Genomic DNA, 22,840 nt, shown 5'->3' with positions numbered 1-22,840 from the left:
CTGGCCTACAGCCAGCCCTTGATCTGTTCGGCCACCCGGTCGACGGACAGCCCATACATGTCGTGCAAGGTCGGCAGCGCACCGGCCTCGAGAAATTCATCCGGCAGGCCGATCATACGGAATTGCGGCGCCACACCCTCCAGCATCAGCGTGGTGGCGACAGCCTCGCCCAGCCCACCGATCACGGTGTGGTTCTCGGCGGTGACGACCAGACGGCCACCGCGCCGCGCCTCGGCCAGGATGGTGGCGCGGTCCAGCGGCTTGATCGTGGGGACGTGCAGCACGGCCACCCCGATCCCGTCCGCCTCCAGCCGGACGGCGGCATCCAGCGCCCGCATCGTCATGATCCCGGTCGAGATGACCAGCACGTCGCCCCCCTCGCGGATCATCTGCGCGCGGCCCAGCTCGAATTTGTAGTCGGGCTTGTGGCGGCGCAGCACGTCCGGAACCTTGCCGCGCAGCAGGCGGGCATAGACCGGGCCGGGATGGGCGGCCATTGCGGGCACCATGCCCTGAATATCCGCCGCGTCGCAGGGGTCGATCAAGGTCATGTTGGGCAGGCCGCGAAAGATCGCCAGATCCTCGGTCGCCTGATGGCTGGGGCCATAGCCGGTGGTCAGGCCCGGCAGGGCGCAGCAGATCTTGACCGGCAGGTTCTCCTCGGCGATGGCCATGGCGATGAAATCATAGGCGCGGCGGCTGGCAAAGACCGCATAGGTGGTGGCGAAGGGCAAAAAGCCCTCGCGCGCCATCCCGGCCGCCGCGGACATCAGCAGCTGCTCGGCCATGCCCATCTGAAAGAACCGGTCCGGCATCGCCTGCGCCAGAATGTGCATGTCGGTGTATTTGGCCAGATCAGCGGACAGGCCGACAACGCGGTCGTCCTTTTTCGCCAGTTCGATCAGCGCGTGACCGAACGGCGCGGGCACGGCATCGTAGCCTTCGGCGGCCAGCGAGGCGATCATCGCCGATGTGGCGGCGCGGGGGCCCTCGGGGGCGTGGCGGGCCTCGTATTTGCGCGCCTGGCTTGCATGGGTCATTGCGGTTGTCCTTGGTCCAGAATGGCCAGCGCGCGGTCCCATTCCTCGGCCTCGACGCGCACGAAATGGTTCACGTCACGGGCTTCCAGAAAGGGTACGCCCTTGCACATGGTGGTGTCGAACACGATCACGCGGGGCTGGGTCCCGGCATGGTTGCGGGCGGCATCGAACGCATCGCGCACGGCGTTGATATCATTGCCGTTGACGCGCTGCGTGTACCATCCAAAGGCCACCCATTTGTCGGCCACCGGCTCGGCGGACAGAACCTGCGTGGAAGGCCCGTCCGCCTGCTGGTCATTGAAGTCCACCAGACAGATCAGGTTCGACAGCCCCTGCGCCGAGGCCGACATCGCGGCCTCCCAGGTCGAGCCTTCGCCCAGTTCGCCGTCCGACATCAGATTGATGACAAATGCGGGGTTCTTCTTGCGCTTCAGACCCATCGCCATGCCGACGGCAATGCCCAGACCGTGACCCAGCGAGCCGCCGGTGATCTCCATCCCCGGCGTATAGGACGCCATGCCGGACATGGGCATGCGGCTGTCATCCATGCCATAGGTCTCGATTTCCTCTTCCGGCAGGATGCCCGCCTCGATCAGCGCGGCATACAGCGCGATGGCGTAATGGCCGATCGACAGCAAAAAGCGGTCGCGCCCTTCCCATTCGGGGTCTTCGGGACGAAAATCCATCGCGTGAAAATAGGCCACAGCCAGCACATCGGCGATGCCCAGTGCCTGACCGATATAGCCCTGCCCCTGCACCTGCCCCATGCGCAGGGCATGGCGGCGGATCGCCCATGCCCGGCGGGCCAGCGAAATGTTCGACCCGTGTAAGGGCCGTGTCATTGCGGTCATGTCGTCCTCCCCTGCGACCAGTTGCCATGACGCTAGCTGAAAGACGGCACCGCGTAAGGCAGTAAAAATTAACAAACTGTGTAGAAAAACTGAATTGTAACGGCGCGCCACTCAGGCAAGGTCGCGCAACGCAGACGGGAGGGGACGCGCATGAAACTGGGACTGGGCAGCTATGCCTTTCGCTGGAACATCGGCATCAGGGATCAGTACCCACCGCAGCCGATGACCGCCTTGGACCTGCTGGACGAGGCGCATGCGCGCGGACTTGGTGTCGTGCAATATGCAGACAACATGCCGCTGGACCGCCTGTCCGAGGCCGCGCAGCACGCGCTGGCGCAGGCGGCCCATGATCGCGGCATCGCGCTGGAACTGGGCACCCAGTGCTTTGATGCCGACGAGGTCGCGCGCTATCTGGTCATCGGCCAGCGGATCGGTGCGCGCATCCTGCGCGTGGCGCTGGACGAGGCCGATGCGCATCTGCCGGTGGCCGGTCTGGCCGCGCAACTGCGCCCGTTGCTGGACAGGGCGCGAACCGCCGGTCTCCGGATCGCGATCGAAAACCATTTCAACTATCCCTCGCCGCGCATGGTCGATCTGCTGGACAGCGTCGACGATCCGCAGCTGGGCGTCTGTCTGGACGTGGCAAACTCCATCTGCGCGGGCGAATGGACCGAGGAAACCGTCGGCATGCTGGCCCCCTATACGATCAACCTGCACCTGAAGGACTACGTCATCACGCCCGACCCTTATGGCGTGGGGTTCCGCATCCGGGGCGTTCCTTTGGGGCAGGGCCGCGCGCCGCTGGAATGGGTGCTGGCGCAGCTGGCCCATTGCCCGCCCGACACAAGCTGCATTCTGGAACATTGGCTGCCTTTGGGCGACGATCCCGCCCGGGCCCGTGCCGCAGAAGGCCCGTGGCTGGACCAGACCGTCGCCCATGCCCGCCGCATCGTCACCTGAGGGAGGAGACACCATGACCGACCACTGCACCAAGCGCCTGCTGAACGCACCCGAGACCATCGTGACCGACGCGCTGGAGGGCATGATCGCCGCCCATCCCGACCTGCTGGCGCTGGAGGGGCCGACGCGGCGGGCCGTCGTCGCCGTCGACGGCCCGCGCGAGGGCAAGGTCGGGGTCGTCATCGGCGGCGGCTCGGGCCATGAACCGGCCTTTGCGGGCTATGTGGGCCGGGGTCTGGCCGATGCGGCGGCGGTGGGCAATGTGTTCGCCTCGCCCGGTCCGCAGCAGATCATGGACGCCGCCCGCGCTGTCGATGGTGGGACGGGCGTGCTGTTTCTCTATGGCAACTACACCGGCGACGTGATGAATTTCGACATGGCCGCCGAGGCGTGTCAGGCCGAAGGCATTCCGGCACGGTCCGTCGCGGTGACCGATGACGTCGCCTCGGCCCCTGCCGGGCGGGAAGGCGAACGGCGCGGGATCGCGGGTGATTTCTTCGTCTTCAAGGTTGCGGGCGCCGCCGCCGATGCGGGCCGTGATCTGGACGGCTGCGTGGCGGCCGCGCGGGCCGCCAATGCGGCCACACGCTCCATGGGGGTCGCGCTGACGCCCTGTTCCATGCCGCAGACAGGGCGTGCGCATTTCGACATCGCGCCTGACCGGATGGAGATCGGTATGGGAATCCATGGCGAGCCGGGCATGCGATCGGGGCCTGTGGGCACTGCCGACGCGGTGGCGGACGAGTTGCTTGGCGCCATTCTGGACGATCTGGGCCTGACCGCAGGCGACCGGGTGGCGGTGCTGGTCAACGGCCTGGGCGCGACCGGACAGCTTGAGCTGTATGTGCTCAATCGCCGGGTGGCGCAGATACTGGCCGCACGCGGCATTGCGACCCATCGCACCTGGGTCGGCGAATACTGCACCTCGCTGGACATGTCGGGCGCCTCGGTCACGGTGATGCGGCTGGACGAGGACCTGACCCGGCTGCTGGACCATCCCTGCCGCACCCCTGCCCTGACGGTCGGCAGCGCGGTGACAGCGCCCGCCACCCGCCGCATGCCGCGTGTGGTCCGGGCGCCGGCGGTCACCACCATCGCGCAGGACCGCGACCAGCTGGCGACGGAGGGGACGGTCACACCGGATGTCTTCCGCGCCATGATGCTGGCCGCCGCACAGGCGATCCGCGCGCAGCGGGACTGGCTGTCGGAGCTGGACGGGATCATCGGCGATGGCGATCACGGCATCACGATGGAGATCGGCTGGACCGCCATTGCCCGCGTGATGAACGAGGCCCCCGCCGACGAGACGATCACACAGCTTTGCACGCGCATGTCGGCGGCCTTTCTCGACGCGGTCGGCGCCTCGACAGGGCCGCTTTACGCCAGCGCATTTCATGAGGCTGCCCGGGCTGTGGCCGACCGGCTGAACCTTGACGGCCCCGCCATGGCCGCATGGATCACAGGCATCTGCGACGGCATCCTGTCGCGCGGCGGTGCGCGCCCCGGCGACAAGACGATGATTGATGCGTGGCTGCCCGCCGCCGAGGCCGCGCGCGCCCATGACAGCGATCCGTCAGCTTGCCTGCGCGCCGCCACCGCGGCCGCGCAAGAGGGCCGGGACCGCACCGCTGACATCGAAAGCCGTCGCGGCAGGTCTGCCAAGCTGGGCGCCCGGTCGATCGGTCATATCGACCCGGGGGCGGCATCAGCGCATCTGGTCATCTCTGCGATGTATCAAAGCCTGCGTCCCGCATCGGGCATCTGAGACAAGCTCTTTTCCCGCTGATCTGACACCTGGGACCAAAGCCGCTCAGCCGGGTCACGCTTATCTTCACGCTCTGGCCTGCCAGAGCGCAGGAGCATGCTGGCAAACCCGAAGAAGCTGTATCGGCTCACCCGCGAAGAAGGGCTTCCGGTCCGGCGCAGGCGGGGCCGCAGGCGTGCCCGGGGCACACGCCCGCCAATGCCCCTGACCCCAATACCCATTCAGCACTGGTCGCCGGACTTCGTGCAGCCCTCATGCCGAAAGCTCTCGGGGCTGTATCGTCGTCACATCAACCCGTCTCTGGCTTTGCTGTTTGTCAAAATGGCATGGCATCTCGCGTCCGGAACTGACGCAGGTTAGTTGCCTGTGATCACGGCGGTGATAGCAGGACCTGTCGGGTCTTCGGTCTCGTGGACACCTTCGATGTCGGTTCCAGGCCGATCATGGCACTCATTGGCATGAGTCGGCTGACAGATGCTCATGCGAGCGTCATCACAGATCTTCTGATATATCACTGGAGCAGAACATGCCCACTCCGCTTTCGGCCGCAACGATCGCAATCATCAAAGCCACGGTTCCGCCCTTGAAGGCACATGGGCCTGCCATTGCCACGACGATGTATCGCCACCTCCTGAAAGACGAGAGCATCGCAGCGCTGTTCAACCACGCGAACCAGACGACCGGCGCGCAACCGCTGGCCCTGTCGCAGGCAGTGATTGCCTATGCTGAAAACATCGACAATCCCGGTGCCCTCGGACCGGTCATCGAGCGGATTTCGCAAAAGCATATCGGATACGTGATCCTACCGGCTCACTATCCCTATGTCGCAGATGCGTTGCTGACGGCGATCAAAGAGGTTCTGGGCGATGCCGCGTCGCCCGAGGTTTTGGCCGCGTGGGGTGAAGCCTATTGGTTTCTCGCCAATGTCATGATCGACCGTGAGACCGAAATCCGCGCTGAAATCCTTGCGCAGCCGGGCGGCTGGACGGATTGGCGCCGCTTCGTCATCAGCGATCGGCACGCCGAGGCGGACGAGATCGTGTCGTTCACCTTGCGGCCGGAGGATGGCGGACCTGTCGTGCCGCACCAGCCGGGGCAGTATCTGACGCTTCGTCTGGACATCGCCGGTCTTGCGGGCGTCAAGCGCAACTATTCCGTGTCGGGGGCGCCCGATACCTCGGAATACCGCATCACCGTCAAGCGCGACCACCATGGTCAGGCATCGGCATTCCTGCATGACAAAGGCACCGTCGGAACCGTGCTGGAGATTGCGCCGCCAGCAGGCGATTTTCAGTTGCCCAAGGATCAGAAGCGGCCGCTTATCCTTCTGTCCGGCGGCGTCGGGTTGACCCCGTTCGTCAGTATGATGGAGGTGATTTCGACGCGTCATCGTGACGTTCAGGTCTACTACGTCCATGGCGAGACCGACCGGGCGCATCATGCTCTGGACAGAGAGGTTCTGGATGCTGCGACGCGGCACGGGAATGCGGTCGTCACCACGTTCTATGAAACGGGTTCCGAAGGCTCGTCCGGGCACGGACGGATCACGATGGAATGGTTGCTGGCGAACACCCCGGTGGCCGAGGCCGATATCTATCTTTGCGGCCCGCGCCCGTTCCTGCGCCATTTCGTCAGCGGTCTGGTCGAAGCCGGCGTATCTGCCGCCCGGATCCACTATGAATTCTTCGGGCCTGCCGATGAACAGCTTGCAGCATGACGGCAGGATACCGGAATGAAACTGATCTTTCACAAGGGTGATCCCGTCATCAAGCCAGCCCGGATCGCTGCGCCGAGGGATCGGGATGTCTCATCTGTTCGGCTATCTGGGTGCCGTCATCGCGGGCTTTCTGCTGACGGCTGTTCCGAACTGAACCAGACGGCCTCGCCCATGACGGCCGCGATGTACTCCGCATTGATCATGGCCGTCATGGCCCGTGTCGCTGCCGGATCGTGGGGCACCAATCCTGATTTATGGTATATTGCATCAGGCGCATTATGGATTGCGGCCTTCGGCAGTTTTGCCTTGGGTTATGGCCGCCTGCTTTGCCAGTCAATTAAAAGAGTATAGAATGACCAATGAAAATTCGATGCGTGAACGTGAAATCGCGTTTCACTTATCTTCCAACAGGCCAGAGGCAAGATCAATATATGGATTCGGTTTTGCAAAATTCTCCAGCGCAGCCTGATCAGAGATCGTAACACGCATTCCCTCCACAAGAACGCCGTAAGGTTGAAGCGATTTGAAACCACGGCTCAGGTTCTCGGGCGCCATTCCAAGAATCGACGCCAGCCTTCGCTTCTCGAATTCCATATTGAACCCGGGGCCACCGCCGCAGCGTTTTTGCTGACGCAGCAGGTAATTTGCCAGACGTTCCAGCGACGTTCTGAGCTTGAGGTCCTTCTGGGCTCTGATGACCGAGCGATAGCGGCACGAAAGCTCAACCACGATGGCACGGGCAAAATCGCTGCTTTCCACAAAGGTCGTGCGCACGTCCCCGCTTGGGATCAGGGCAATCCGGCTTTTTTCCAGCGTCCGGGCAGACATCAGATAGGGCCCATCGGTGATGGTCGCCGCAAGAATGAAGGTCGATATGGGTCGAACCGTCTCAAGACTGGTTTCCCGCCCGTTCCAGATGGAGAAGAGATCGACGGATCCTGACAGCACGATATGCAGAAAATCGCTTCTTTCCCCCTCGGTGATCATTTCGGTTTGCGGTGGAAAATTCTGCAGATACGCGCCGCGCATCAGCCGGTCCAGATGAGCCTCTTCCATCGCGGCAAATATCTGCAGCTGGCGAATCTCTTGATAGACCGAGTCGGGAAGCCGTCTCTGCATCTCGCATCCTTGCCGGAACGCACCAATGGTATGGTTGATATTTGTCATGCACAAGGTTGATTATCAACCGGCATCGGTCGTGATTTATCAAACAACCGACCTCGAATTAAGATCCGGAAAATTGTTTTGCTCCAAAAAGCGGCCTTATTGATCTGGATCAACTTCGCCACATGCAGCGCAGGCGATCACCGTCTCAGCCCTGATCTGGGTCAGGCTTGCCGTGATGGCTGGAGACACCGCGATGCAGACTACGACGATTTCCTCATCCGCCGATCAGCAACGCGCCCTGGGGCTGAGCACGGTCGCCTTCACCGCCTGCTTTGCCGTCTGGACGATCTTTTCGATCATCGGCGTCGCCATCAAGGCAGAGCTGGGCCTGACCGACACCCAGTTCGGCCTGCTTGTCGCGACGCCCGTCCTGACCGGCTCGGTCACCCGCCTGTTCCTTGGGGTCTGGACCGAACGATATGGCGGTCGGATCGTCTTTCCGGCCCAGATGATCCTGACCGCGCTGGCCACCTTTGCGCTGACGCTGGCCGACACATACCTGATGTATCTTGTGGCGGCACTGGGCGTCGGTCTTGCCGGGGGTTCGTTCATCATCGGCGTCGCCTATGTCAGCCGCTGGTATGATGCCGGGCATCAGGGCACCGCGCTTGGCATCTTCGGCGCAGGCAATGTCGGCGCGGCCGTCACCAAATTCGTGGCCCCCTTCGTCATGGTCGCCTATGGCTGGCACGGGGTCGCGTATATCTGGGCGGCCGCACTCGCGATCATCGGCGTGCTGTTCTTTCTGCTGGCCAAGGACGATCCCGCCCTGGTCGAGCGGCGGCGCACCGGCGCCAGCGCACCCTCGTTCGCCGAGCAGTTCGCGCCGCTCAGGAACCTGCAGGTCTGGCGCTTTTCGCTGTATTACTTCTTTGTCTTCGGGGCCTTCGTCGCGCTGGCGCTGTGGCTGCCGCATTATCTGGTGGATGTCTACGGCGTGGACATCCGCACGGCGGGCATGGCCGCGGCCTCGTTCAGCCTGTCGGCCTCGCTGTTCCGGGCCTATGGCGGGCATCTCAGCGACAGGTTCGGCGCGCGCAGGGTCATGTACTGGACCTTCGGGTTCTCGATGCTGTTCCTGTTCATGCTGTCCTATCCGCCGACCGATTACGTCATCGCCAGCAACAGGGGCCCGATCGCCTTTTCCACCGCCATGGGGTTCTGGCCCTTCGTGGCCGTCCTGTTCGCCCTTGGCTTTTTCATGAGCCTGGGCAAGGCGGCGGTCTTCAAGCATATCCCCGTCTATTATCCCGCCCATGTCGGCGCCGTCGGCGGTCTGGTCGGCATGATCGGCGGCCTTGGCGGCTTTGTCCTGCCGATCAGCTTTGGCGCTTTGCTGGACCTGACCGGCATCTATACCTCGTGCTTTGCGCTGCTTTTGCTGCTGGTCGCGGGTGCCCTGATATGGATGCATCTGTCGGTCCGCGCCATGGAGCGTGCGGCCATGGGTCCGGTCCTGGACGCGCTGCCGCAACTGCCCGAGATGCAGTCGATCCACGCCTCCGGCCAGGTTGCCGTGCCGCATGTCCTGCAGGACTGGCACCCCGAGGATGAGCAGTTCTGGGCCAGCACGGGTCGCCGGATCGCGCGCCGCAACCTGTGGATCTCGATCCCGGCGCTGCTGCTGGCATTCTCGGTCTGGATGGTCTGGTCGGTGGTCGTCGCCCGGCTGCCCGCGATCGGGTTTGCCTTCACCTCGTCGCAGCTGTTCTGGCTGGCCGCCCTGCCCGGCCTGTCCGGCGCGACATTGCGGATCTTTTACAGCTTCATGGTGCCGATCTTTGGCGGACGGCTGTGGACCACCCTGTCGACCGCATCGCTGCTGCTGCCCGCGATCGGCATCGGTTACGCGGTGCAGAACCCCGACACGCCCTATCTGATCTTCCTCGTGCTGGCGCTGCTCTGCGGTCTGGGCGGCGGCAACTTTGCCTCGTCGATGGCCAATATCGGCTATTTCTTTCCGAAATCCGAAAAGGGCAATGCGCTGGCAATGAATGCCGGGCTGGGCAATCTGGGTGTCTCGGTCATGCAGTTCCTGGTGCCTCTGGTCATCACGACCGGGGTCTTCGGCGCGCTGGTCGGACAGCCGCAGATCATGTCCGATGGCGGTCAGCTATGGATGCAGAATGCGGGCTTCATCTGGGTGCCGTTCATCGTCATCGCAACCGTGGTGGCGTGGCTGGGCATGAACGACATCGCCGATGCGCGCGCCAGCTTTGCCGATCAGGCGGTGATCTTTACCCGCAAGCACAACTGGCTGATGTGCATCCTGTATACGGGCACCTTCGGGAGCTTCATCGGCTATTCGGCAGGCTTTCCGCTGCTGACGCGGCTGGCCTTTCCCGACATCAACGCCCTGAATTATGTGTTCCTTGGCCCGCTGGTCGGGGCCCTGTCCCGCGCGGGCACCGGATGGATCAGCGACAGATGGGGCGGCGCGCGCGTCACCTTGTGGACCTTTGCGGCCATGATGGTCGCGTCGTTCGGGGTCATCTTTTTCCTCAACGCCCTGTCATTCGTCGGCTTCTTTGCCTGCTTCATGGCCCTGTTCTTCCTGACCGGGGTCGGCAATGCCTCGACCTTCCAGATGATCCCGATGATCATGGGGCGCGAGATCCCGCGCCTGATGCCGGGCCTGAACGCCGCTGAGCAGCAGCGCCAGATCGCCATGGAATCCGGCGCGATCACCGCCTTCACCTCGGCGGTGGCGGCCTATGGGGCGTTCTTCATCCCCAAGGCCTATGGCACCTCGATCGCGATGACCGGCTCTGCCGTGGGCGCGCTCTGGGCCTTTCTTATCTTCTACGCACTCTGCGTCGTCCTGACCTGGGCCTTCTACACCCGGTCCGGCGGACTTCTGAATGACAGCCACATGGCCCGCGCGACAGCCGCCGCAGCCGTCGTCGCATAATCCATAAAGGATCGCCACATGAGCCATCTTCTCGACAGACTGAACTTTTTCAAAAGCCGCGAGCTGGAGTCGTTTTCGGATGGCTGGGGCCAGACCACCAACGAAAGCCGCGAATGGGAGGATGTGTATCGCAACCGCTGGCGGCACGACAAGATCGTGCGATCCACGCATGGGGTGAACTGCACCGGGTCCTGTTCGTGGAAGATCTATGTCAAATCCGGCATCGTCACCTGGGAAACGCAGCAGACCGACTATCCGCGCACGCGGGCCGGGATGCCCAACCACGAGCCGCGCGGCTGTGCGCGGGGCGCGTCCTACAGCTGGTATCTGTATTCGGCCAACCGGGTGAAAAACCCGCTGATCCGCGGCAGCCTGATGCGGGCATGGCGCAAGATGCGCGAAACGCTGACCCCGGTCGCCGCATGGAAGGCCATTCAGGACGATCCGATCCTGCGCGCATCCTATGTCACGACCCGTGGCAAGGGCGGCTTTGTCCGCGCCAGCTGGGACGAGGCGACCGAGATCGTGGCGGCGGCCAATGCCTATACCGCCAAGACATATGGACCCGACCGGGTGTTCGGCTTTTCGCCGATCCCGGCCATGTCGATGGTGTCCTATGCGGCGGGGTCGCGGTACCTCAGCCTGCTTGGGGGGACGTGCCTGTCCTTTTATGACTGGTATTGCGACCTGCCCCCCGCCAGCCCGCAGACCTGGGGCGAGCAGACCGACGTTCCCGAAAGCGCGGACTGGTACAATGCCGGGTTCCTGCTGCTGTGGGGATCGAACGTGCCGCAGACGCGCACGCCCGACGCGCATTTCTATACCGAGGTGCGGTATCGCGGCACCAAATCGGCCGTCATCAGCCCCGATTATTCCGAGGCCGCCAAATTCGGCGACATCTGGCTGAACCCGCAGGCGGGCACCGATGCCGCGCTGGCCATGGCCATGGGCCATGTCATCCTGCGCGAGTTTCATCTGGATCGTCAGGTTCCCTATTTCGAGGATTACACCCGCAAATACACCGACATGCCGATGCTGGTGCGGCTGGAGGACCGGCACGGCACGCTGGTGCCCGGACGCCTGCTGCGCGCCGAGGATTTCGACGGTGCCCTGGGCGAGACCAACAACCCCGACTGGAAGACCGTCGCCTTCGACGAGGGCAGCCAGAGCATCGTCGCGCCCAATGGCTCGATCGGGTTCCGGTGGGGCGAAGAGGGCAGGTGGAACCTCGAAGACCGCGCCAAGGGGGCCGAGACGCGCCTGCGTCTGAGCATGATCGCGGACGGCGACCATGATGAGATCGTCGGCGTCGATTTCCCCTATTTCGGCGGCGCGGCCACGGGCGCCTTCGTCAAGACCGACCATCCCGACGTGCTGACCCGCAACATTCCCGCAACACGCGTGACACTGGCGGACGGGTCCACCGCGCTGGTCGCGACCGTCTTCGACCTGTTCTGTGCCAATTACGGGCTGGACCGGGGCCTTGGCGGGCAATGGGTGTCCGCCGATTACGCCGATGACGTCCCCTATACCCCCGCATGGGCCGAAAAGATCACCGGGGTCGCGGCGGAAAAGATCATCGCCGTCGCCCGTCAGTTTGCCGGAAACGCCGAACAGACGCGCGGCAAGTCGATGGTCATTCTGGGGGCCGGGATCAACCACTGGTATCATATGGACATGGCCTATCGCGGCATCATCAACATGCTGGTGATGTGCGGTTGCGTCGGTCAGGAGGGCGGCGGCTGGTCGCATTACGTAGGCCAGGAAAAACTGCGTCCCCAGACCGGATGGCTGCCTTTGGCCTTTGCGCTGGACTGGCACAGGCCGCCCAGACAGATGAACTCGACCAGCGCCTTTTACGCCCATACCGATCAGTGGCGATATGAGACGCTGAGCCCGGCCGAGATCCTGTCGCCCACCGCCCCCGAGGGCGACTGGGATGCCTCGCTGATCGACTACAACATCCGCGCGGAACGCATGGGATGGCTGCCGTCGTCTCCGCAGCTGAAGACCAATCCGCTGGAAGTGTCCAAGGCCGCGAAGGCCGCGGGCAAGGATGTCAGGGATTATGTCGTCGAAGGGTTGAAATCCGGCGATCTGCAGATGTCCTGCGAAGACCCGGACGCGCCCGAGAACTGGCCCCGCAACCTGTTCATCTGGCGGTCGAACCTGCTGGGTTCCAGCGGCAAGGGGCATGAATATTTCCTCAAGCATCTGCTGGGCACCGATCACGGCGTCATGGGCAAGGATCTGGGCGAGGAAGGCGGCGTGATGCCGAAAGAGGCCGTCTGGCACGATCAGGCCCCGCGCGGAAAGCTGGACCTGCTGGTGACGATTGATTTCCGGATGTCCACGACCTGCGTCTATTCCGACATCGTCCTGCCCACGGCCAGCTGGTATGAAAAGGACGACATGAACACCAGCGACATGCACCCGTTCATTCACCCGCTGCAGGCGGCGGTCGACCCGGCCTATGAGAGCCGCTCGGACTGGGACATTTTCAAGACCATCGCGCGCAAATTCTCGGACGTGGCGCCCGAGGTTCTGGGGGTGGAAACCGACATCGTTCAGGTGCCGGTGCTGCATGACACGCCGGGCGAACTGGCCCAGGCTCATGTCCGGGACTGGAAAAAGGGCGAATGCGACCTGATCCCCGGCAAGACCGCGCCGAATTACATCGTGGTCGAACGGGACTATGCGCAGATCTACAAAAAGTTCACCTCGGTCGGCCCGCTGCTGGAAAAGGCGGGAAATGGCGGCAAGGGGATCACGTGGGACACAGGGCTGGAGGTCCAGCAGCTGCGCGACCTGAACGGCACGGTGCTGGACGAGGGCGTGTCCAAGGGCCAGCCGAAACTGGAGACGGCCATCGACGCCTGCGAGATGATCCTGATGCTGGCCCCCGAGACGAACGGCCATGTCGCGATCAAGGCGTGGCACGAGCTGGAAAAGCCCACCGGCCGCCAGCACGCCCATCTGGCCGAGGGATCGCACCACACCAAGATCCGCTTCCGCGACATCGCGGCCCAACCGCGCAAGATCATCTCGTCCCCCACCTGGTCGGGGATCGAAAGCGAGACGGTCAGCTATAACGCGGGCTATACCAACGTCCACGAGATGATCCCGTGGCGCACCCTGTCGGGGCGTCAGCAGCTGTATCAGGATCACCTGTGGATGCGGGCCTTTGGCGAGGGTTTCGTGGGCTATCGCCCTCCGGTGGACCTGAAGACGATCACCAAGGCGGTCAACAATGACGCCGCCGAAGGTAATCCCCATGTCGTGCTGAACTTCATCACGCCGCATCAGAAGTGGGGCATCCACAGCACCTATACCGACAACCTGCTGATGCTGACCCTGAACCGCGGCGGTCCCGTGGTCTGGATGTCCGAGATCGATGCGGCCACCGCCGGCCTTGTCGATAACGATTGGGTCGAGGCCTACAACATCAACGGCGCCCTGACCGCCCGCGTGGTCGTCAGCCAGCGGATCAAGCAGGGCACGCTGTTCATGTATCACGCCCAGGAAAAGATCGTGAACACGCCGGGGTCGGAAAAGACCGGCCACAGGGGCGGCATCCACAATTCGGTCACCCGCACGACGCTGAAGCCCACGCATATGATCGGCGGCTATGCCCAGCTGTCCTATGGCTTCAACTACTACGGGACCGTGGGCAGCAACCGCGATGAATTCGTGATCGTCCGCAAGATGAAGAAGATTGACTGGCTGGATACCCCCGCAACCCAAAAACTGGAGGCAGCGGAATGAAAGTTCGTGCGCAGATCGGCAAGGTTCTGAACCTTGACAAATGCATCGGGTGCCACACCTGCTCGGTGACCTGCAAGAACGTCTGGACCTCGCGCGAGGGCGTGGAATACGCGTGGTTCAACAATGTCGAGACCAAGCCCGGAACGGGCTATCCGACCGATTGGGAAAACCAGAAGCGCTGGAACGGCGGTTGGGTCCGCAATGCCAAGGGCAGGCTGCAGCCCAAGCAGGGCAGCAAATGGCGCATCCTGGCCAACCTCTTCGCCAATCCCGACCTGCCCGAGATCGACGATTACTACGAGCCGTTCGATTTCGACTATGACCACCTGAAATCCGCGCCCGACATGGATCACTTTCCCACCGCCCGGCCCCGCTCCAGGATCACCGGCGAGCGGATGGAAAAGATCGTAAAGGGCCCGAACTGGGAAGAAATCCTGGGCGGCGAGTTCTCCAAGCGCAGCAAGGATTACAACTTCGAGAACGTGCAGAAGGAAATCTATGGAGAGTATGAAAATACCTTCATGATGTATCTGCCGCGCCTGTGCGAACATTGCCTGAACCCCACCTGTTCGGCGGCCTGCCCCTCGGGCGCCATCTACAAGCGCGAAGAGGACGGCATCGTCCTGATCGACCAGGAGAAATGCCGGGGCTGGCGGATGTGCATCTCGGGCTGTCCCTACAAGAAGATCTATTACAACTGGGAAAGCGGCAAATCCGAGAAATGCACCTTCTGCTATCCCCGCATCGAAAGCGGCCAGCCGACCGTCTGTTCGGAAACCTGCGTCGGGCGGATACGCTATCTGGGCGTGATCCTGTATGACGCCGACAAGATCGCCGAGGCTGCGAACTCGGAAAAGGTCACCGACCTCTACGGGGCGCAGATGGACGTGTTCCTGGACCCGAACGACCCCGAGGTGATCGCTGCCGCCCTGCGCGACGGTGTCCCCGCCGACTGGATCGAGGCCGCCAAGATCAGCCCGATCTGGAAGATGGCGATGGAATGGAAGGTCGCCTTCCCGCTGCATCCCGAATACCGGACCTTGCCGATGGTCTGGTACATCCCGCCCTTGTCCCCGATCCAGAACGCGGCGCAGGCCGGTCAGATCGCGATGAGCGACCAGATGCCGGACGTGCGCAGCCTGCGCATCCCCGTGCAATATCTGGCCAACATGCTGACGGCGGGGGACGAGGAGCCCATCGTCACCGCGCTGGAGCGAATGTCGGCCATGCGCCTTTACATGCGCGCGCTCAGCGTGGACGGCGTCCGCGATGAAGGTATCGCCGCCCGCGTCGGCATGTCGGGCCGGATGATCGAGGACATGTACAAGATCATGGCCATCGCGGATTACGAGGACCGGTTCGTCATTCCAAGCGCGCATCGCGAGCAGGTCGAAGACGGCGAGGATGTCCGCGGCGGCTGCGGCTTTACGGATGGCAACGGCTGCTCGACCGGATCGGACAACAAGTATTCGATCTTTGGCGGCAGGAAGAAGAAAAACTTTGCCCTTCCCGTGGAGGCGTTCTGATGATGGACCGCACGATCAAGGCCATTTCCCTGCTGCTCAGCTATCCGACCGCCGAGTTGCAGGACGGCATGCGCGAGATCGGGGCGGTCATCATGTCCGATCCCCGGCTCAGCGCCGCATTGCGCGGTGATCTCGGCTCGGTGATCGACCTGTTGGCAAGGGGCGACCTCTATGAGGTGCAGGAACAGTATGTGATGCTGTTCGACCGGTCGCGCACCCTCAGCCTCAACCTGTTCGAACATGTTCACGGCGAAAGCCGGGAACGCGGCGGGGCGATGGTCAGCCTGCTGGAAACCTATCGTGCGGCGGGGTTCGAACCCGACACGACCGAACTGCCCGACCACCTGCCCGTCCTGCTGGAATACCTGTCCACGCGCCCCGAGGCCGAGGTGACCGAGATCCTGCAGGACGCCGCGCATATCTTCGCGGCCATCGCCGAACGTCTGGTGCGCCGCGAAAGCCCCTATGCGTCCCTGTTCCCCGCGCTGATCCAGCTGGCCCATGCCGAGGCCGACAGTGCCGCCGTGGCCGAACTGCTGTCCCGGCCCGACGACGACCCGACCGATCTGACCGCCCTCGACGCGGTCTGGGAAGAGGCCGAGATCACCTTTGGCCCCGACCCGAACGCAGGCTGTCCGCAGGTGCGCGACATGCTGGCGCAGATGGACCCCAAAGCGCCCGCGGATGCCCGCAGGCCTCATGCTGCTGACGTGGAGCAACGCTGATGTCCGGCAATTATGACCTGAACTATCTGATCTTCGGCATCCTGCCCTATGCGGTGCTGGCCGTCGCCCTGATCGGCACCATCGCGCGCTATGAACGCGACCCGTTCACATGGAAGACATCCTCCAGCCAGTTGCTGCGTCGCAAGCAGCTGATGTGGGGATCCATCCTGTTCCATGTCGGCATCATCATTCTGTTCTTCGGCCACCTGATCGGGCTGTTCACCCCGGTCTGGGTGCTTGACAGCCTTGGCATCGCGCACAGCCTAAAACAATGGGTGGCCGTCATCCTGGGCGGCGTGGCGGGGCTCGCGGCCTTTGTGGGGGCGAGCATGCTGCTGCACCGGCGCCTGTTCGACACCCGCATCCGGGTCAATTCCAGCTTTGCCGATATCGGCATCCTGGCGATCCTGTGGCTGCAGATCGTCATCGGTCTGGGGACGATCGTGCTGACGCTGGACCATATGGACGGCGGCATGATGGTGCTGTTCATGACCTGGTCGCAAAGTGTGATCAGTCTGGAGCTGAACGCATGGTTGGAGGTCATCAACGTCCATTGGCTCTACAAGGCCCATATCGTTCTGGGGATGGTCATTCTGGCGCTGTTCCCGTTCACCCGGCTGGTCCACATGCTGTCGGTGCCGATCCGCTATGTCACCCTGCGTCGCGGCTATCAGGTCGTGCGGACGCGCCGCATGCGCCCGCTGGAGGAACGCAGACTGGCCTATGACGCGGTGCAGGCCAAGACCGGCCCCTCGATCACCACACCGGCAGAGTGAACGCCATGGCAACCTCGCTTTTCCCCGATGTCGTCGTGAACGGCGAAACCATTCCCTCGGCGGCCATCGCCGCCGAGGCCCAGAACCACGCGGCGCCCAAGGGCAAGCCCGGCCTTGCCTGGCGCAAGGCGGCACAGGCGCTGACCATCCGCGCCCTGCTGCTGCAAGAGGCGGCGCGGCGCGGGCTGACCCCTGATGTCCAGGAGCTGGCACCGGGCCGGTTCGAGGCCGAGGACGAATCCGTCATCAGGATCCTTCTTGAAGACGCCTTGGACGTGCAGCCGGTGTCCGATGCGGACATCAAGGCCGAATGGGCCCGTGATCCGGGCCGGTTCCGCACCTCTCCGCTGTGGGATGTGTCGCACATCCTGTGCGCCAGCGATCCGCGTGACGCCCAGACCAGTCACGCGGCGCAGATGCGGGCGCAGGCCTTGCTGGGCCGGATCGGCACCAATGCCAAAAGCTTCGCGGCCCTTGCCGCGCGCGAAAGCGATTGCGGGTCCAAATCCGCAGGCGGTGCCCTTGGCCAGCTTGGCCCCGGCGACACGGTTCCCGAATTCGAAAGCGTCCTGCGGTATCTGGATGAGGGCACGACCACCGAGGCCCCGGTTCAATCCCGCCATGGCTGGCATCTCATCCGGCTGAATGCCGTTGCCCCATCGACCGTGCTACCCTTTGACAACGTCGCCCCGAAGATCGCTCAGGCGCTTGAAAAGGCGGCATGGGCCAAGGCTTCGAAAGAGTTTGTGGCGCAGTTGGGCGCACGAAGCGCGATCGCAGGCACGAACCTGATCCCGATCTGAACACCTGACGGTGCCGCTGCTGTCGGCTCTGTCTCCGTCGAGTTCCAACCCTTTCAGACCCCCGCACCACCCTCGGTGCCGGACGAAGGAACGCTTGCATGAACCTTGCTTACATGATGGCCCCCGGTCGTGGTGATGCCGATCTTATTCTGGCTCAGCTTGCGCACCATCTGGCGCTTCAAGGTCTGGAATGCTGCGGCACGGTCCAGATCAATACCGAACGGGAGGACAACGGACCGTGCGACATGGACGTCCGGGTTTTGCCCGACGGGCCGGTCATGAGGATAAGTCAGGATCTGGGCCCCTCATCGCGCGGATGTCGTCTGGATCATGGGGTGCTTGAACAGGCGGTCGGGCTGGTATCGACCCGTCTTTCGCAAGGCGCCGATGTTCTCATCATCAACAAGTTCGGCAAGCACGAGGCCGAGGGTCGCGGATTTCGCCCCTTGATTGCCGACGCGCTGGAGCGGGGCATTCCTGTGATTGTCGGGCTGAACGCATTAAATCTGTCTGAATTCGAAGCGTTCAATGGCGGGATGGCCGTTCAGCTTCCGGCAGATTGCAACAGCCTGGCGGCATGGGTCTGTGCGACAGCCGCCGACGTTTCGGAATGATCATTCACGCCAAGAATGTCGGTTTCCGGCGTCAACGACTGTTTTCAGATGTTGATGGCAGGGTCCGGCGTGACGCTGGTCGAAACACCGCGCGCCACAAGCTGCCCTGTCCGCTACAAGGGTGGCCTGCCCGCCACGGGGAGATGATGGGATTGCCGAAATCACACCTCTCATCGGGGACACGGCGATGCCGCGCGGCATCATCCGATCTGCGCCAGGAAGGTTGCAAGACAATCGGAACTCAGGGGACGCCGGCCGTCTGACGCCTCAGGCGATGCCGGGTGGTCGCCGGACCGAGTTTCCGCCCTTGAGGATGCCGCCAATCAGGTCGGCTACAGCCTTGTGCAGGGCGGCGTCTCCATCGGTTCCGGGATCATTCGCATGAGCAGCCGCTGCATCCTGCAGAATGCCGACGATCTCATGTTCCGGAAGAATCTTGTGGTCGTTCAGCGCCAGAAGCAACGATTCGCAGATCGCAAGCGATGCGTGTCCGGCCACGTCGGGTATGTTGGGCATTCGCAGACCTTCCATCAGCAAATCCGGCCCCCTGGCAAAATGCCAAGACACGTGAAAGCCATGATCACCATGACTGATCCCTGCGACGCCGGACTGATGCAGATCAGGCGATGCCACGCATTGTGAAACCGGGATCCGGCGCGGAACATACCCACGCCCCGCCCGTTGTGACAGGACATCCGAAGGGAATATGTTCATTGTCACCCGTGCAGACACCGTTCGCGCGCAAGCTGGGCGCATTTGTGGCACTATCGCCCGAAGAGTTTTCCGTTCTGAACCGGCTGCACAGCAGGCGGAGAGTTTTCCCGGCAGGCTGCGACATCGTGCATGAAGGGCAGGCAGATCAGGCGGCCTATATCCTCGCCTCGGGATGGGTCTGCTCCTACAAGCTGCTGCCGGGCGGCACGCGCCAGATCGTCGACTTTCAGATTCCGGGCGATTTCCTGGGGCTCCGCTCAGTCCTGTTCCGGACTGCCGATCACAGCATCGAGCCTGTCACCCGCATCGAGGCCTCGGAGGTTCTGGGCCCGGAACTGCTGGAGGCCTTCAACGCCACCCCCCGTCTGGCTGCCGCCGTGCTGTGGGCCGCCTCGCGGGACGAGGCGATGGTGGTCGAGCACCTGGTCGGCATCGGGCGCCGCGATGCGCGTGAACGCACGGCGCATTTCCTGCTGGAGCTGGCCGCGCGGCTGAAGCTGGTGGGCATGGCCACGACCGCCGGATATGCCTGCCCCTTGTCGCAATACATGCTGGCCGACGCGCTTGGCCTCAGCGCGGTCCACGTCAACCGCGTCCTGCGGGAACTGCGCGAAGCCGGGCTGGTCACCTTTCAGCACGGGCAGGTCACCTTCCACGATTTCGACGGTCTTGTGACCCTGGCGGATTTCGATCTGCATTATCTGGATCATGACGGCCCTCTTTTGAAGTGACTAACCAGTTCAGGTCCTGATGTGCATCAGGACCAGCCGTCCCGATCCGTTTAAAACTGGATGGCACGCGGTCGGCGCGATGCCGGTCCGAACCCCAGTTGGAAAGTGACATGAACAGCTATATCGCCAATATCGCGCAGATGACCGTGGCCAATCAGGACTTTCGCCACGTGATTTATACGACAAACCGCCTTCAGCTGGTGCTGATGTCGCTGTCGCCCGGTCAGGATATCGGGACCGAGACGAATCCGGACCACGACAAGTTCTTTCGCATCGAGGCGGGCAGCGGAACGATCGTCATCGACGGCGTGAGGTCAAAGGCCGGGGCGGGTCATTGCATCATCGTGCCCGCAGGCGCGGCTCTTGATGTCATCAATGACGGCGCTGAGCCGCTGCGCATGTCCACGATCTATGGGCCCGCGCAGCATGTCGGCCACCTTGTCCAGGCAACCAAGGCCGAGGCCGACGCGGATGCCGCGCATGACACCCCTCAGGCGGCAATGTCGCAATGACATCCAACCGGCGCGGCGCGGTCAGCCCTGCATGATCCACCGGCCCCGGTCCGATCCGCCACGCGCCGGAAGGCTGGGCGGTTCTGTTCCAGACCCCGAGCCTGCCCATCGCAATCAACGCCACGATCCGGCTGCCGGCAATTCGCGCCATCCGGGTATCGCACGAGGGCCCGGTGTCATGCCAGGGACGCGGTGCCCCGGTTGCCGACCGGCCCGGAAAATCGCCATTGGGTCTGCGCGCACAGTCCGGTATCCCGGACCGGGACCGCACATCGCGGCCTGACCCGGATCGGAGACGGTCATGAAGACCCGCAGGCGCCTTCGACATCCCCTCAGATCGGCCCGCGCCCTTGTCGCGCATCGCCGTTCGGCGGGCAGCGATCTGGTGCTGGGCACCATCCTTGCGGCTGTCGCGGGTGCGGCGAATGCAGGCGGGTTCTTTGCGCTTGGCCACTATACCTCGCATATGACGGGTTATCTGTCCGCGCTGGCCGACAATGTGGCAATCGCGAACCTGCGGGTCGCCCTGATCAGTGCGACAGCCATCTGCGCCTTCGTCTCGGGCGCGGGGTTTTGTGCGATGCTGATCAACTGGGCGCGCAGCCATGCGGGCCATCGCCAATATGCGTGGCCGCTGGTGGTTCAGGGCGCGTTCCTTGCCTGCTTTTCCTTCGGCGGCCTCTTGACCGGCGAGATCGGGCGCGTCTTTTCCCTGACCTGCCTGTGCTTCATCATGGGGCTGCAGAACGCGACGATCACCAAGATCTCGGGCGCGCGCATCCGCACCACCCATGCGACGGGCATGGTGACTGATATCGGGATCGAGCTTGGGCGTGCGGCCTATGGCCTTCTGCGCCCGCTGTCCGGCGTGACGGGCGACAGATCCAAGCTACGGATCCTGACGCAATTGGTGGGTGCATTCCTGCTGGGTGGCATCCTTGGCGCGACGGGGTATCACCTGATGGGGTTCCTGTTCTCCATTCCCCTGTCGGTGATCCTGCTGTCACTGGGCCTGCCCGCTGTTCTGGCGCGGCCTCGTGTCCGGTTCTGACTGTCACGGGGCGATGCCTCATCCGGACCGCCCTCGTGTCCGGGCCGAGGGCCGAGGCGACCACCGCGCAAGGTCCGCGTCACGGAAATGACGGGCAGGGGTGGCCAGTTCCTCCTGCCCGCATCTGGTGTTCAGCGGCACCTCCAGATCAGCTGGCGTTGATATCCAGAACGATCCGCGCCGCGACCTTGCCATGCTCCAGACGGTCCAGCACATCGTTGATCGCGCTCAGCGGCTGCAGCTCGACCTGCGCCTTGACCTTGCCATCGGCGGCAAAGGCCAAAGCCTCGGCCATGTCCTGCCGCGTGCCCACGAAAGACCCGCGGATGGTGATGCAGTTGGCGACGACATCGAACAGCGGCACCGGAAATTCGCCTGCAGGCAGGCCGACCAGTGCGCAGGTGCCGCGCTTGCGGGTCATTGCGATGCCCTGATGGAAGGCGGTCAGCGAGGGGGCCGTGATCAGCACACCATGCGCGCCGCCATCGGTGCCTTTGCGGACGGCATCGACCGCGCCCTCGGCCCGGGCATTCACCGCCAGATCGGCGCCGAGAGTCCGGGCCAGCGCCAGCTTGCCCTCGTCGATATCGACGGCGCAGACCTGCAGCCCCATCGCCTTGGCGTATTGAATCGCCAGATGTCCCAGACCGCCCGCGCCTGAAATGACCACCCAGTCGCCCGGCCGGGTGTCCGTCACCTTCAGCCCCTTATAGGTCGTGACGCCGGCGCAGATCAGCGGCGCGGCCTGCTGGGGCGACAGCCCTCCGGGGATATGGGCCACATAGTCCGGATCGGCGAGGATGTACTCGGCAAAGCCGCCATTCCGGGTATAGCCGCCGAATTCGGCCTTTGCGCAGACGGTTTCCCATGCCGACAGGCAATGTTCGCAATGGCCGCAGGCGGAATAGAGCCATGGCACACCGACACGGTCGCCTTCCTTGACGATGGTCACACCGGCGCCAAGGGCCACGACGCGGCCAATGCCTTCATGGCCGGGGATGAAGGGCGGGACAGGCTTGACCGGCCAGTCGCCGCGGGCGGCATGCAGGTCGGTGTGGCAGACGCCGCAGGCCTCGGTCTTAACCACGATCTGGCCGGGACCGGGGGTGGGGATGGCGGTCTCGCGCAGTTCCAGCGGCTGGCCGAAACCGGTGACGAAGGCGGCGTGCATCATTTGGGTCATGTCGGGATCTTTCATGTGAGAAAAGCGGA

Annotated in this window: 19 protein-coding genes and 1 pseudogene; 15 read left to right on the top strand and 5 right to left on the bottom strand. The window is 63.6% G+C overall.

The window, feature by feature from the left end; all coding sequences use genetic code 11:
* Window positions 1-5 precede the first annotated feature (5 nt).
* Together ACK41U_RS01095 and ACK41U_RS01090 are read right to left on the bottom strand one after the other, a co-directional pair.
* Window positions 6-1,040 carry a transketolase family protein gene (locus tag ACK41U_RS01095; RefSeq protein ID WP_409674632.1) on the bottom strand — a complete coding sequence of 345 codons (1,035 nt, stop codon included), beginning with the start codon at window positions 1,038-1,040 and terminating at the stop codon, window positions 6-8.
* Complete coding sequence (locus ACK41U_RS01090; protein WP_409674864.1) at window positions 1,037-1,882, bottom strand: transketolase; 846 nt, start codon at window positions 1,880-1,882, stop codon at window positions 1,037-1,039. The genes ACK41U_RS01095 and ACK41U_RS01090 overlap by 4 nt, the downstream gene beginning before the upstream one ends.
* A gap of 159 nt (window positions 1,883-2,041) precedes the next feature.
* Between ACK41U_RS01090 and ACK41U_RS01085 the strand changes: the two genes are divergently transcribed.
* From ACK41U_RS01085 to ACK41U_RS01065, 5 genes and pseudogenes are all read left to right on the top strand, one after another.
* Entirely contained in the window at window positions 2,042-2,851 is an 810-nt protein-coding gene (locus ACK41U_RS01085) for a sugar phosphate isomerase/epimerase family protein (RefSeq protein WP_409674629.1), read from the top strand.
* Window positions 2,852-2,864: 13 nt separating this feature from the next.
* Entirely contained in the window at window positions 2,865-4,616 is a 1,752-nt protein-coding gene (dhaL, locus tag ACK41U_RS01080; RefSeq protein ID WP_409674626.1) for a dihydroxyacetone kinase subunit DhaL, read from the top strand.
* 84 nt (window positions 4,617-4,700) lie between these two features.
* A pseudogene (locus tag ACK41U_RS01075) lies at window positions 4,701-4,862 on the top strand (IS3 family transposase); the annotation flags it as partial.
* 280 nt (window positions 4,863-5,142) lie between these two features.
* Entirely contained in the window at window positions 5,143-6,333 is a 1,191-nt protein-coding gene (hmpA, locus tag ACK41U_RS01070; RefSeq protein WP_409674623.1) for an NO-inducible flavohemoprotein, read from the top strand.
* Window positions 6,334-6,348: 15 nt separating this feature from the next.
* Window positions 6,349-6,684 carry an NnrS family protein gene (locus ACK41U_RS01065; protein ID WP_409674620.1) on the top strand — a complete coding sequence of 112 codons (336 nt, stop codon included), beginning with the start codon at window positions 6,349-6,351 and terminating at the stop codon, window positions 6,682-6,684.
* Window positions 6,685-6,726: 42 nt separating this feature from the next.
* Here ACK41U_RS01065 and ACK41U_RS01060 read toward each other — a convergent pair whose 3' ends face one another.
* Window positions 6,727-7,452, bottom strand: coding sequence for a helix-turn-helix domain-containing protein (locus ACK41U_RS01060; RefSeq protein ID WP_409674617.1), 726 nt, complete (start codon window positions 7,450-7,452; stop codon window positions 6,727-6,729).
* 223 nt (window positions 7,453-7,675) lie between these two features.
* Here ACK41U_RS01060 and ACK41U_RS01055 point away from each other — a divergent pair, with 223 nt between their 5' ends.
* The 7 genes from ACK41U_RS01055 (at window position 7,676) to ACK41U_RS01025 (ending at window position 18,620) form a co-directional block, all read left to right on the top strand.
* Window positions 7,676-10,411, top strand: coding sequence for a nitrate/nitrite transporter (locus ACK41U_RS01055; protein ID WP_409674614.1), 2,736 nt, complete (start codon window positions 7,676-7,678; stop codon window positions 10,409-10,411).
* Window positions 10,412-10,429: 18 nt separating this feature from the next.
* Window positions 10,430-14,176, top strand: coding sequence for a nitrate reductase subunit alpha (locus tag ACK41U_RS01050; protein WP_409674611.1), 3,747 nt, complete (start codon window positions 10,430-10,432; stop codon window positions 14,174-14,176).
* Complete coding sequence (gene narH, locus ACK41U_RS01045; RefSeq protein ID WP_409674608.1) at window positions 14,173-15,702, top strand: nitrate reductase subunit beta; 1,530 nt, start codon at window positions 14,173-14,175, stop codon at window positions 15,700-15,702. The genes ACK41U_RS01050 and narH overlap by 4 nt, the downstream gene beginning before the upstream one ends.
* Window positions 15,702-16,427, top strand: a complete 726-nt coding sequence (gene narJ, locus ACK41U_RS01040) for a nitrate reductase molybdenum cofactor assembly chaperone (RefSeq protein ID WP_409674605.1) — start codon at window positions 15,702-15,704, stop codon at window positions 16,425-16,427. Before narH ends, narJ begins: the two co-directional genes overlap by 1 nt.
* Window positions 16,427-17,203 (top strand): respiratory nitrate reductase subunit gamma, encoded by a 777-nt coding sequence (narI, locus tag ACK41U_RS01035; protein WP_409674602.1) that lies wholly within the window; start codon window positions 16,427-16,429, stop codon window positions 17,201-17,203. Before narJ ends, narI begins: the two co-directional genes overlap by 1 nt.
* A gap of 5 nt (window positions 17,204-17,208) precedes the next feature.
* Window positions 17,209-18,006, top strand: coding sequence for a peptidylprolyl isomerase (locus ACK41U_RS01030; protein WP_409674599.1), 798 nt, complete (start codon window positions 17,209-17,211; stop codon window positions 18,004-18,006).
* Between the two features lie 98 nt (window positions 18,007-18,104).
* Window positions 18,105-18,620, top strand: coding sequence for a DUF2478 domain-containing protein (locus ACK41U_RS01025; RefSeq protein ID WP_409674596.1), 516 nt, complete (start codon window positions 18,105-18,107; stop codon window positions 18,618-18,620).
* Between the two features lie 267 nt (window positions 18,621-18,887).
* Here the strand turns inward: ACK41U_RS01025 and ACK41U_RS01020 are convergent, their stop codons facing one another.
* Window positions 18,888-19,136, bottom strand: a complete 249-nt coding sequence (locus ACK41U_RS01020; RefSeq protein ID WP_409674593.1) for a hypothetical protein — start codon at window positions 19,134-19,136, stop codon at window positions 18,888-18,890.
* A gap of 242 nt (window positions 19,137-19,378) precedes the next feature.
* Here ACK41U_RS01020 and ACK41U_RS01015 point away from each other — a divergent pair, with 242 nt between their 5' ends.
* The 3 genes from ACK41U_RS01015 (at window position 19,379) to ACK41U_RS01005 (ending at window position 21,628) form a co-directional block, all read left to right on the top strand.
* Entirely contained in the window at window positions 19,379-20,065 is a 687-nt protein-coding gene (locus ACK41U_RS01015; protein WP_409674590.1) for a Crp/Fnr family transcriptional regulator, read from the top strand.
* A gap of 110 nt (window positions 20,066-20,175) precedes the next feature.
* A complete protein-coding gene (locus ACK41U_RS01010; RefSeq protein ID WP_409674587.1) occupies window positions 20,176-20,577 on the top strand; it encodes a cupin domain-containing protein in 402 nt (133 codons plus the stop codon).
* Window positions 20,578-20,878: 301 nt separating this feature from the next.
* Window positions 20,879-21,628 carry a YoaK family protein gene (locus ACK41U_RS01005; protein WP_409674584.1) on the top strand — a complete coding sequence of 250 codons (750 nt, stop codon included), beginning with the start codon at window positions 20,879-20,881 and terminating at the stop codon, window positions 21,626-21,628.
* 148 nt (window positions 21,629-21,776) lie between these two features.
* Here ACK41U_RS01005 and ACK41U_RS01000 read toward each other — a convergent pair whose 3' ends face one another.
* Entirely contained in the window at window positions 21,777-22,811 is a 1,035-nt protein-coding gene (locus ACK41U_RS01000; RefSeq protein ID WP_409674581.1) for a zinc-dependent alcohol dehydrogenase, read from the bottom strand.
* Window positions 22,812-22,840: the final 29 nt, after the last annotated feature.

The organism is Paracoccus sp. (in: a-proteobacteria) (assembly GCF_046289755.1).
In the GTDB taxonomy this organism is placed as follows: domain Bacteria; phylum Pseudomonadota; class Alphaproteobacteria; order Rhodobacterales; family Rhodobacteraceae; genus Paracoccus.
Note: the sequence above shows the minus strand (reverse complement) of the source record. Positions and strands in the feature narration are given on the sequence as shown.

Excerpts from the sequence above, each read along its gene's own strand:
- ACK41U_RS01005 (WP_409674584.1), top strand. The coding sequence starts at position 20,879 with ATGAAGACCCGCAGGCGCCTTCGACATCCCCTCAGATCGGCCCGCGCC.
- ACK41U_RS01020 (WP_409674593.1), bottom strand. The coding sequence starts at position 19,136 with ATGCCCAACATACCCGACGTGGCCGGACACGCATCGCTTGCGATCTGC.
- narH (WP_409674608.1), top strand. The coding sequence starts at position 14,173 with ATGAAAGTTCGTGCGCAGATCGGCAAGGTTCTGAACCTTGACAAATGC.
- ACK41U_RS01050 (WP_409674611.1), top strand. The coding sequence starts at position 10,430 with ATGAGCCATCTTCTCGACAGACTGAACTTTTTCAAAAGCCGCGAGCTG.
- ACK41U_RS01000 (WP_409674581.1), bottom strand. The coding sequence starts at position 22,811 with ATGACCCAAATGATGCACGCCGCCTTCGTCACCGGTTTCGGCCAGCCG.
- ACK41U_RS01090 (WP_409674864.1), bottom strand. The coding sequence starts at position 1,882 with ATGACACGGCCCTTACACGGGTCGAACATTTCGCTGGCCCGCCGGGCA.
- narI (WP_409674602.1), top strand. The coding sequence starts at position 16,427 with ATGTCCGGCAATTATGACCTGAACTATCTGATCTTCGGCATCCTGCCC.
- ACK41U_RS01060 (WP_409674617.1), bottom strand. The coding sequence starts at position 7,452 with ATGCAGAGACGGCTTCCCGACTCGGTCTATCAAGAGATTCGCCAGCTG.
- narJ (WP_409674605.1), top strand. The coding sequence starts at position 15,702 with ATGATGGACCGCACGATCAAGGCCATTTCCCTGCTGCTCAGCTATCCG.
- ACK41U_RS01030 (WP_409674599.1), top strand. The coding sequence starts at position 17,209 with ATGGCAACCTCGCTTTTCCCCGATGTCGTCGTGAACGGCGAAACCATT.
- hmpA (WP_409674623.1), top strand. The coding sequence starts at position 5,143 with ATGCCCACTCCGCTTTCGGCCGCAACGATCGCAATCATCAAAGCCACG.
- ACK41U_RS01025 (WP_409674596.1), top strand. The coding sequence starts at position 18,105 with ATGAACCTTGCTTACATGATGGCCCCCGGTCGTGGTGATGCCGATCTT.
- ACK41U_RS01055 (WP_409674614.1), top strand. The coding sequence starts at position 7,676 with ATGGCTGGAGACACCGCGATGCAGACTACGACGATTTCCTCATCCGCC.
- ACK41U_RS01085 (WP_409674629.1), top strand. The coding sequence starts at position 2,042 with ATGAAACTGGGACTGGGCAGCTATGCCTTTCGCTGGAACATCGGCATC.
- dhaL (WP_409674626.1), top strand. The coding sequence starts at position 2,865 with ATGACCGACCACTGCACCAAGCGCCTGCTGAACGCACCCGAGACCATC.
- ACK41U_RS01065 (WP_409674620.1), top strand. The coding sequence starts at position 6,349 with ATGAAACTGATCTTTCACAAGGGTGATCCCGTCATCAAGCCAGCCCGG.
- ACK41U_RS01010 (WP_409674587.1), top strand. The coding sequence starts at position 20,176 with ATGAACAGCTATATCGCCAATATCGCGCAGATGACCGTGGCCAATCAG.
- ACK41U_RS01095 (WP_409674632.1), bottom strand. The coding sequence starts at position 1,040 with ATGACCCATGCAAGCCAGGCGCGCAAATACGAGGCCCGCCACGCCCCC.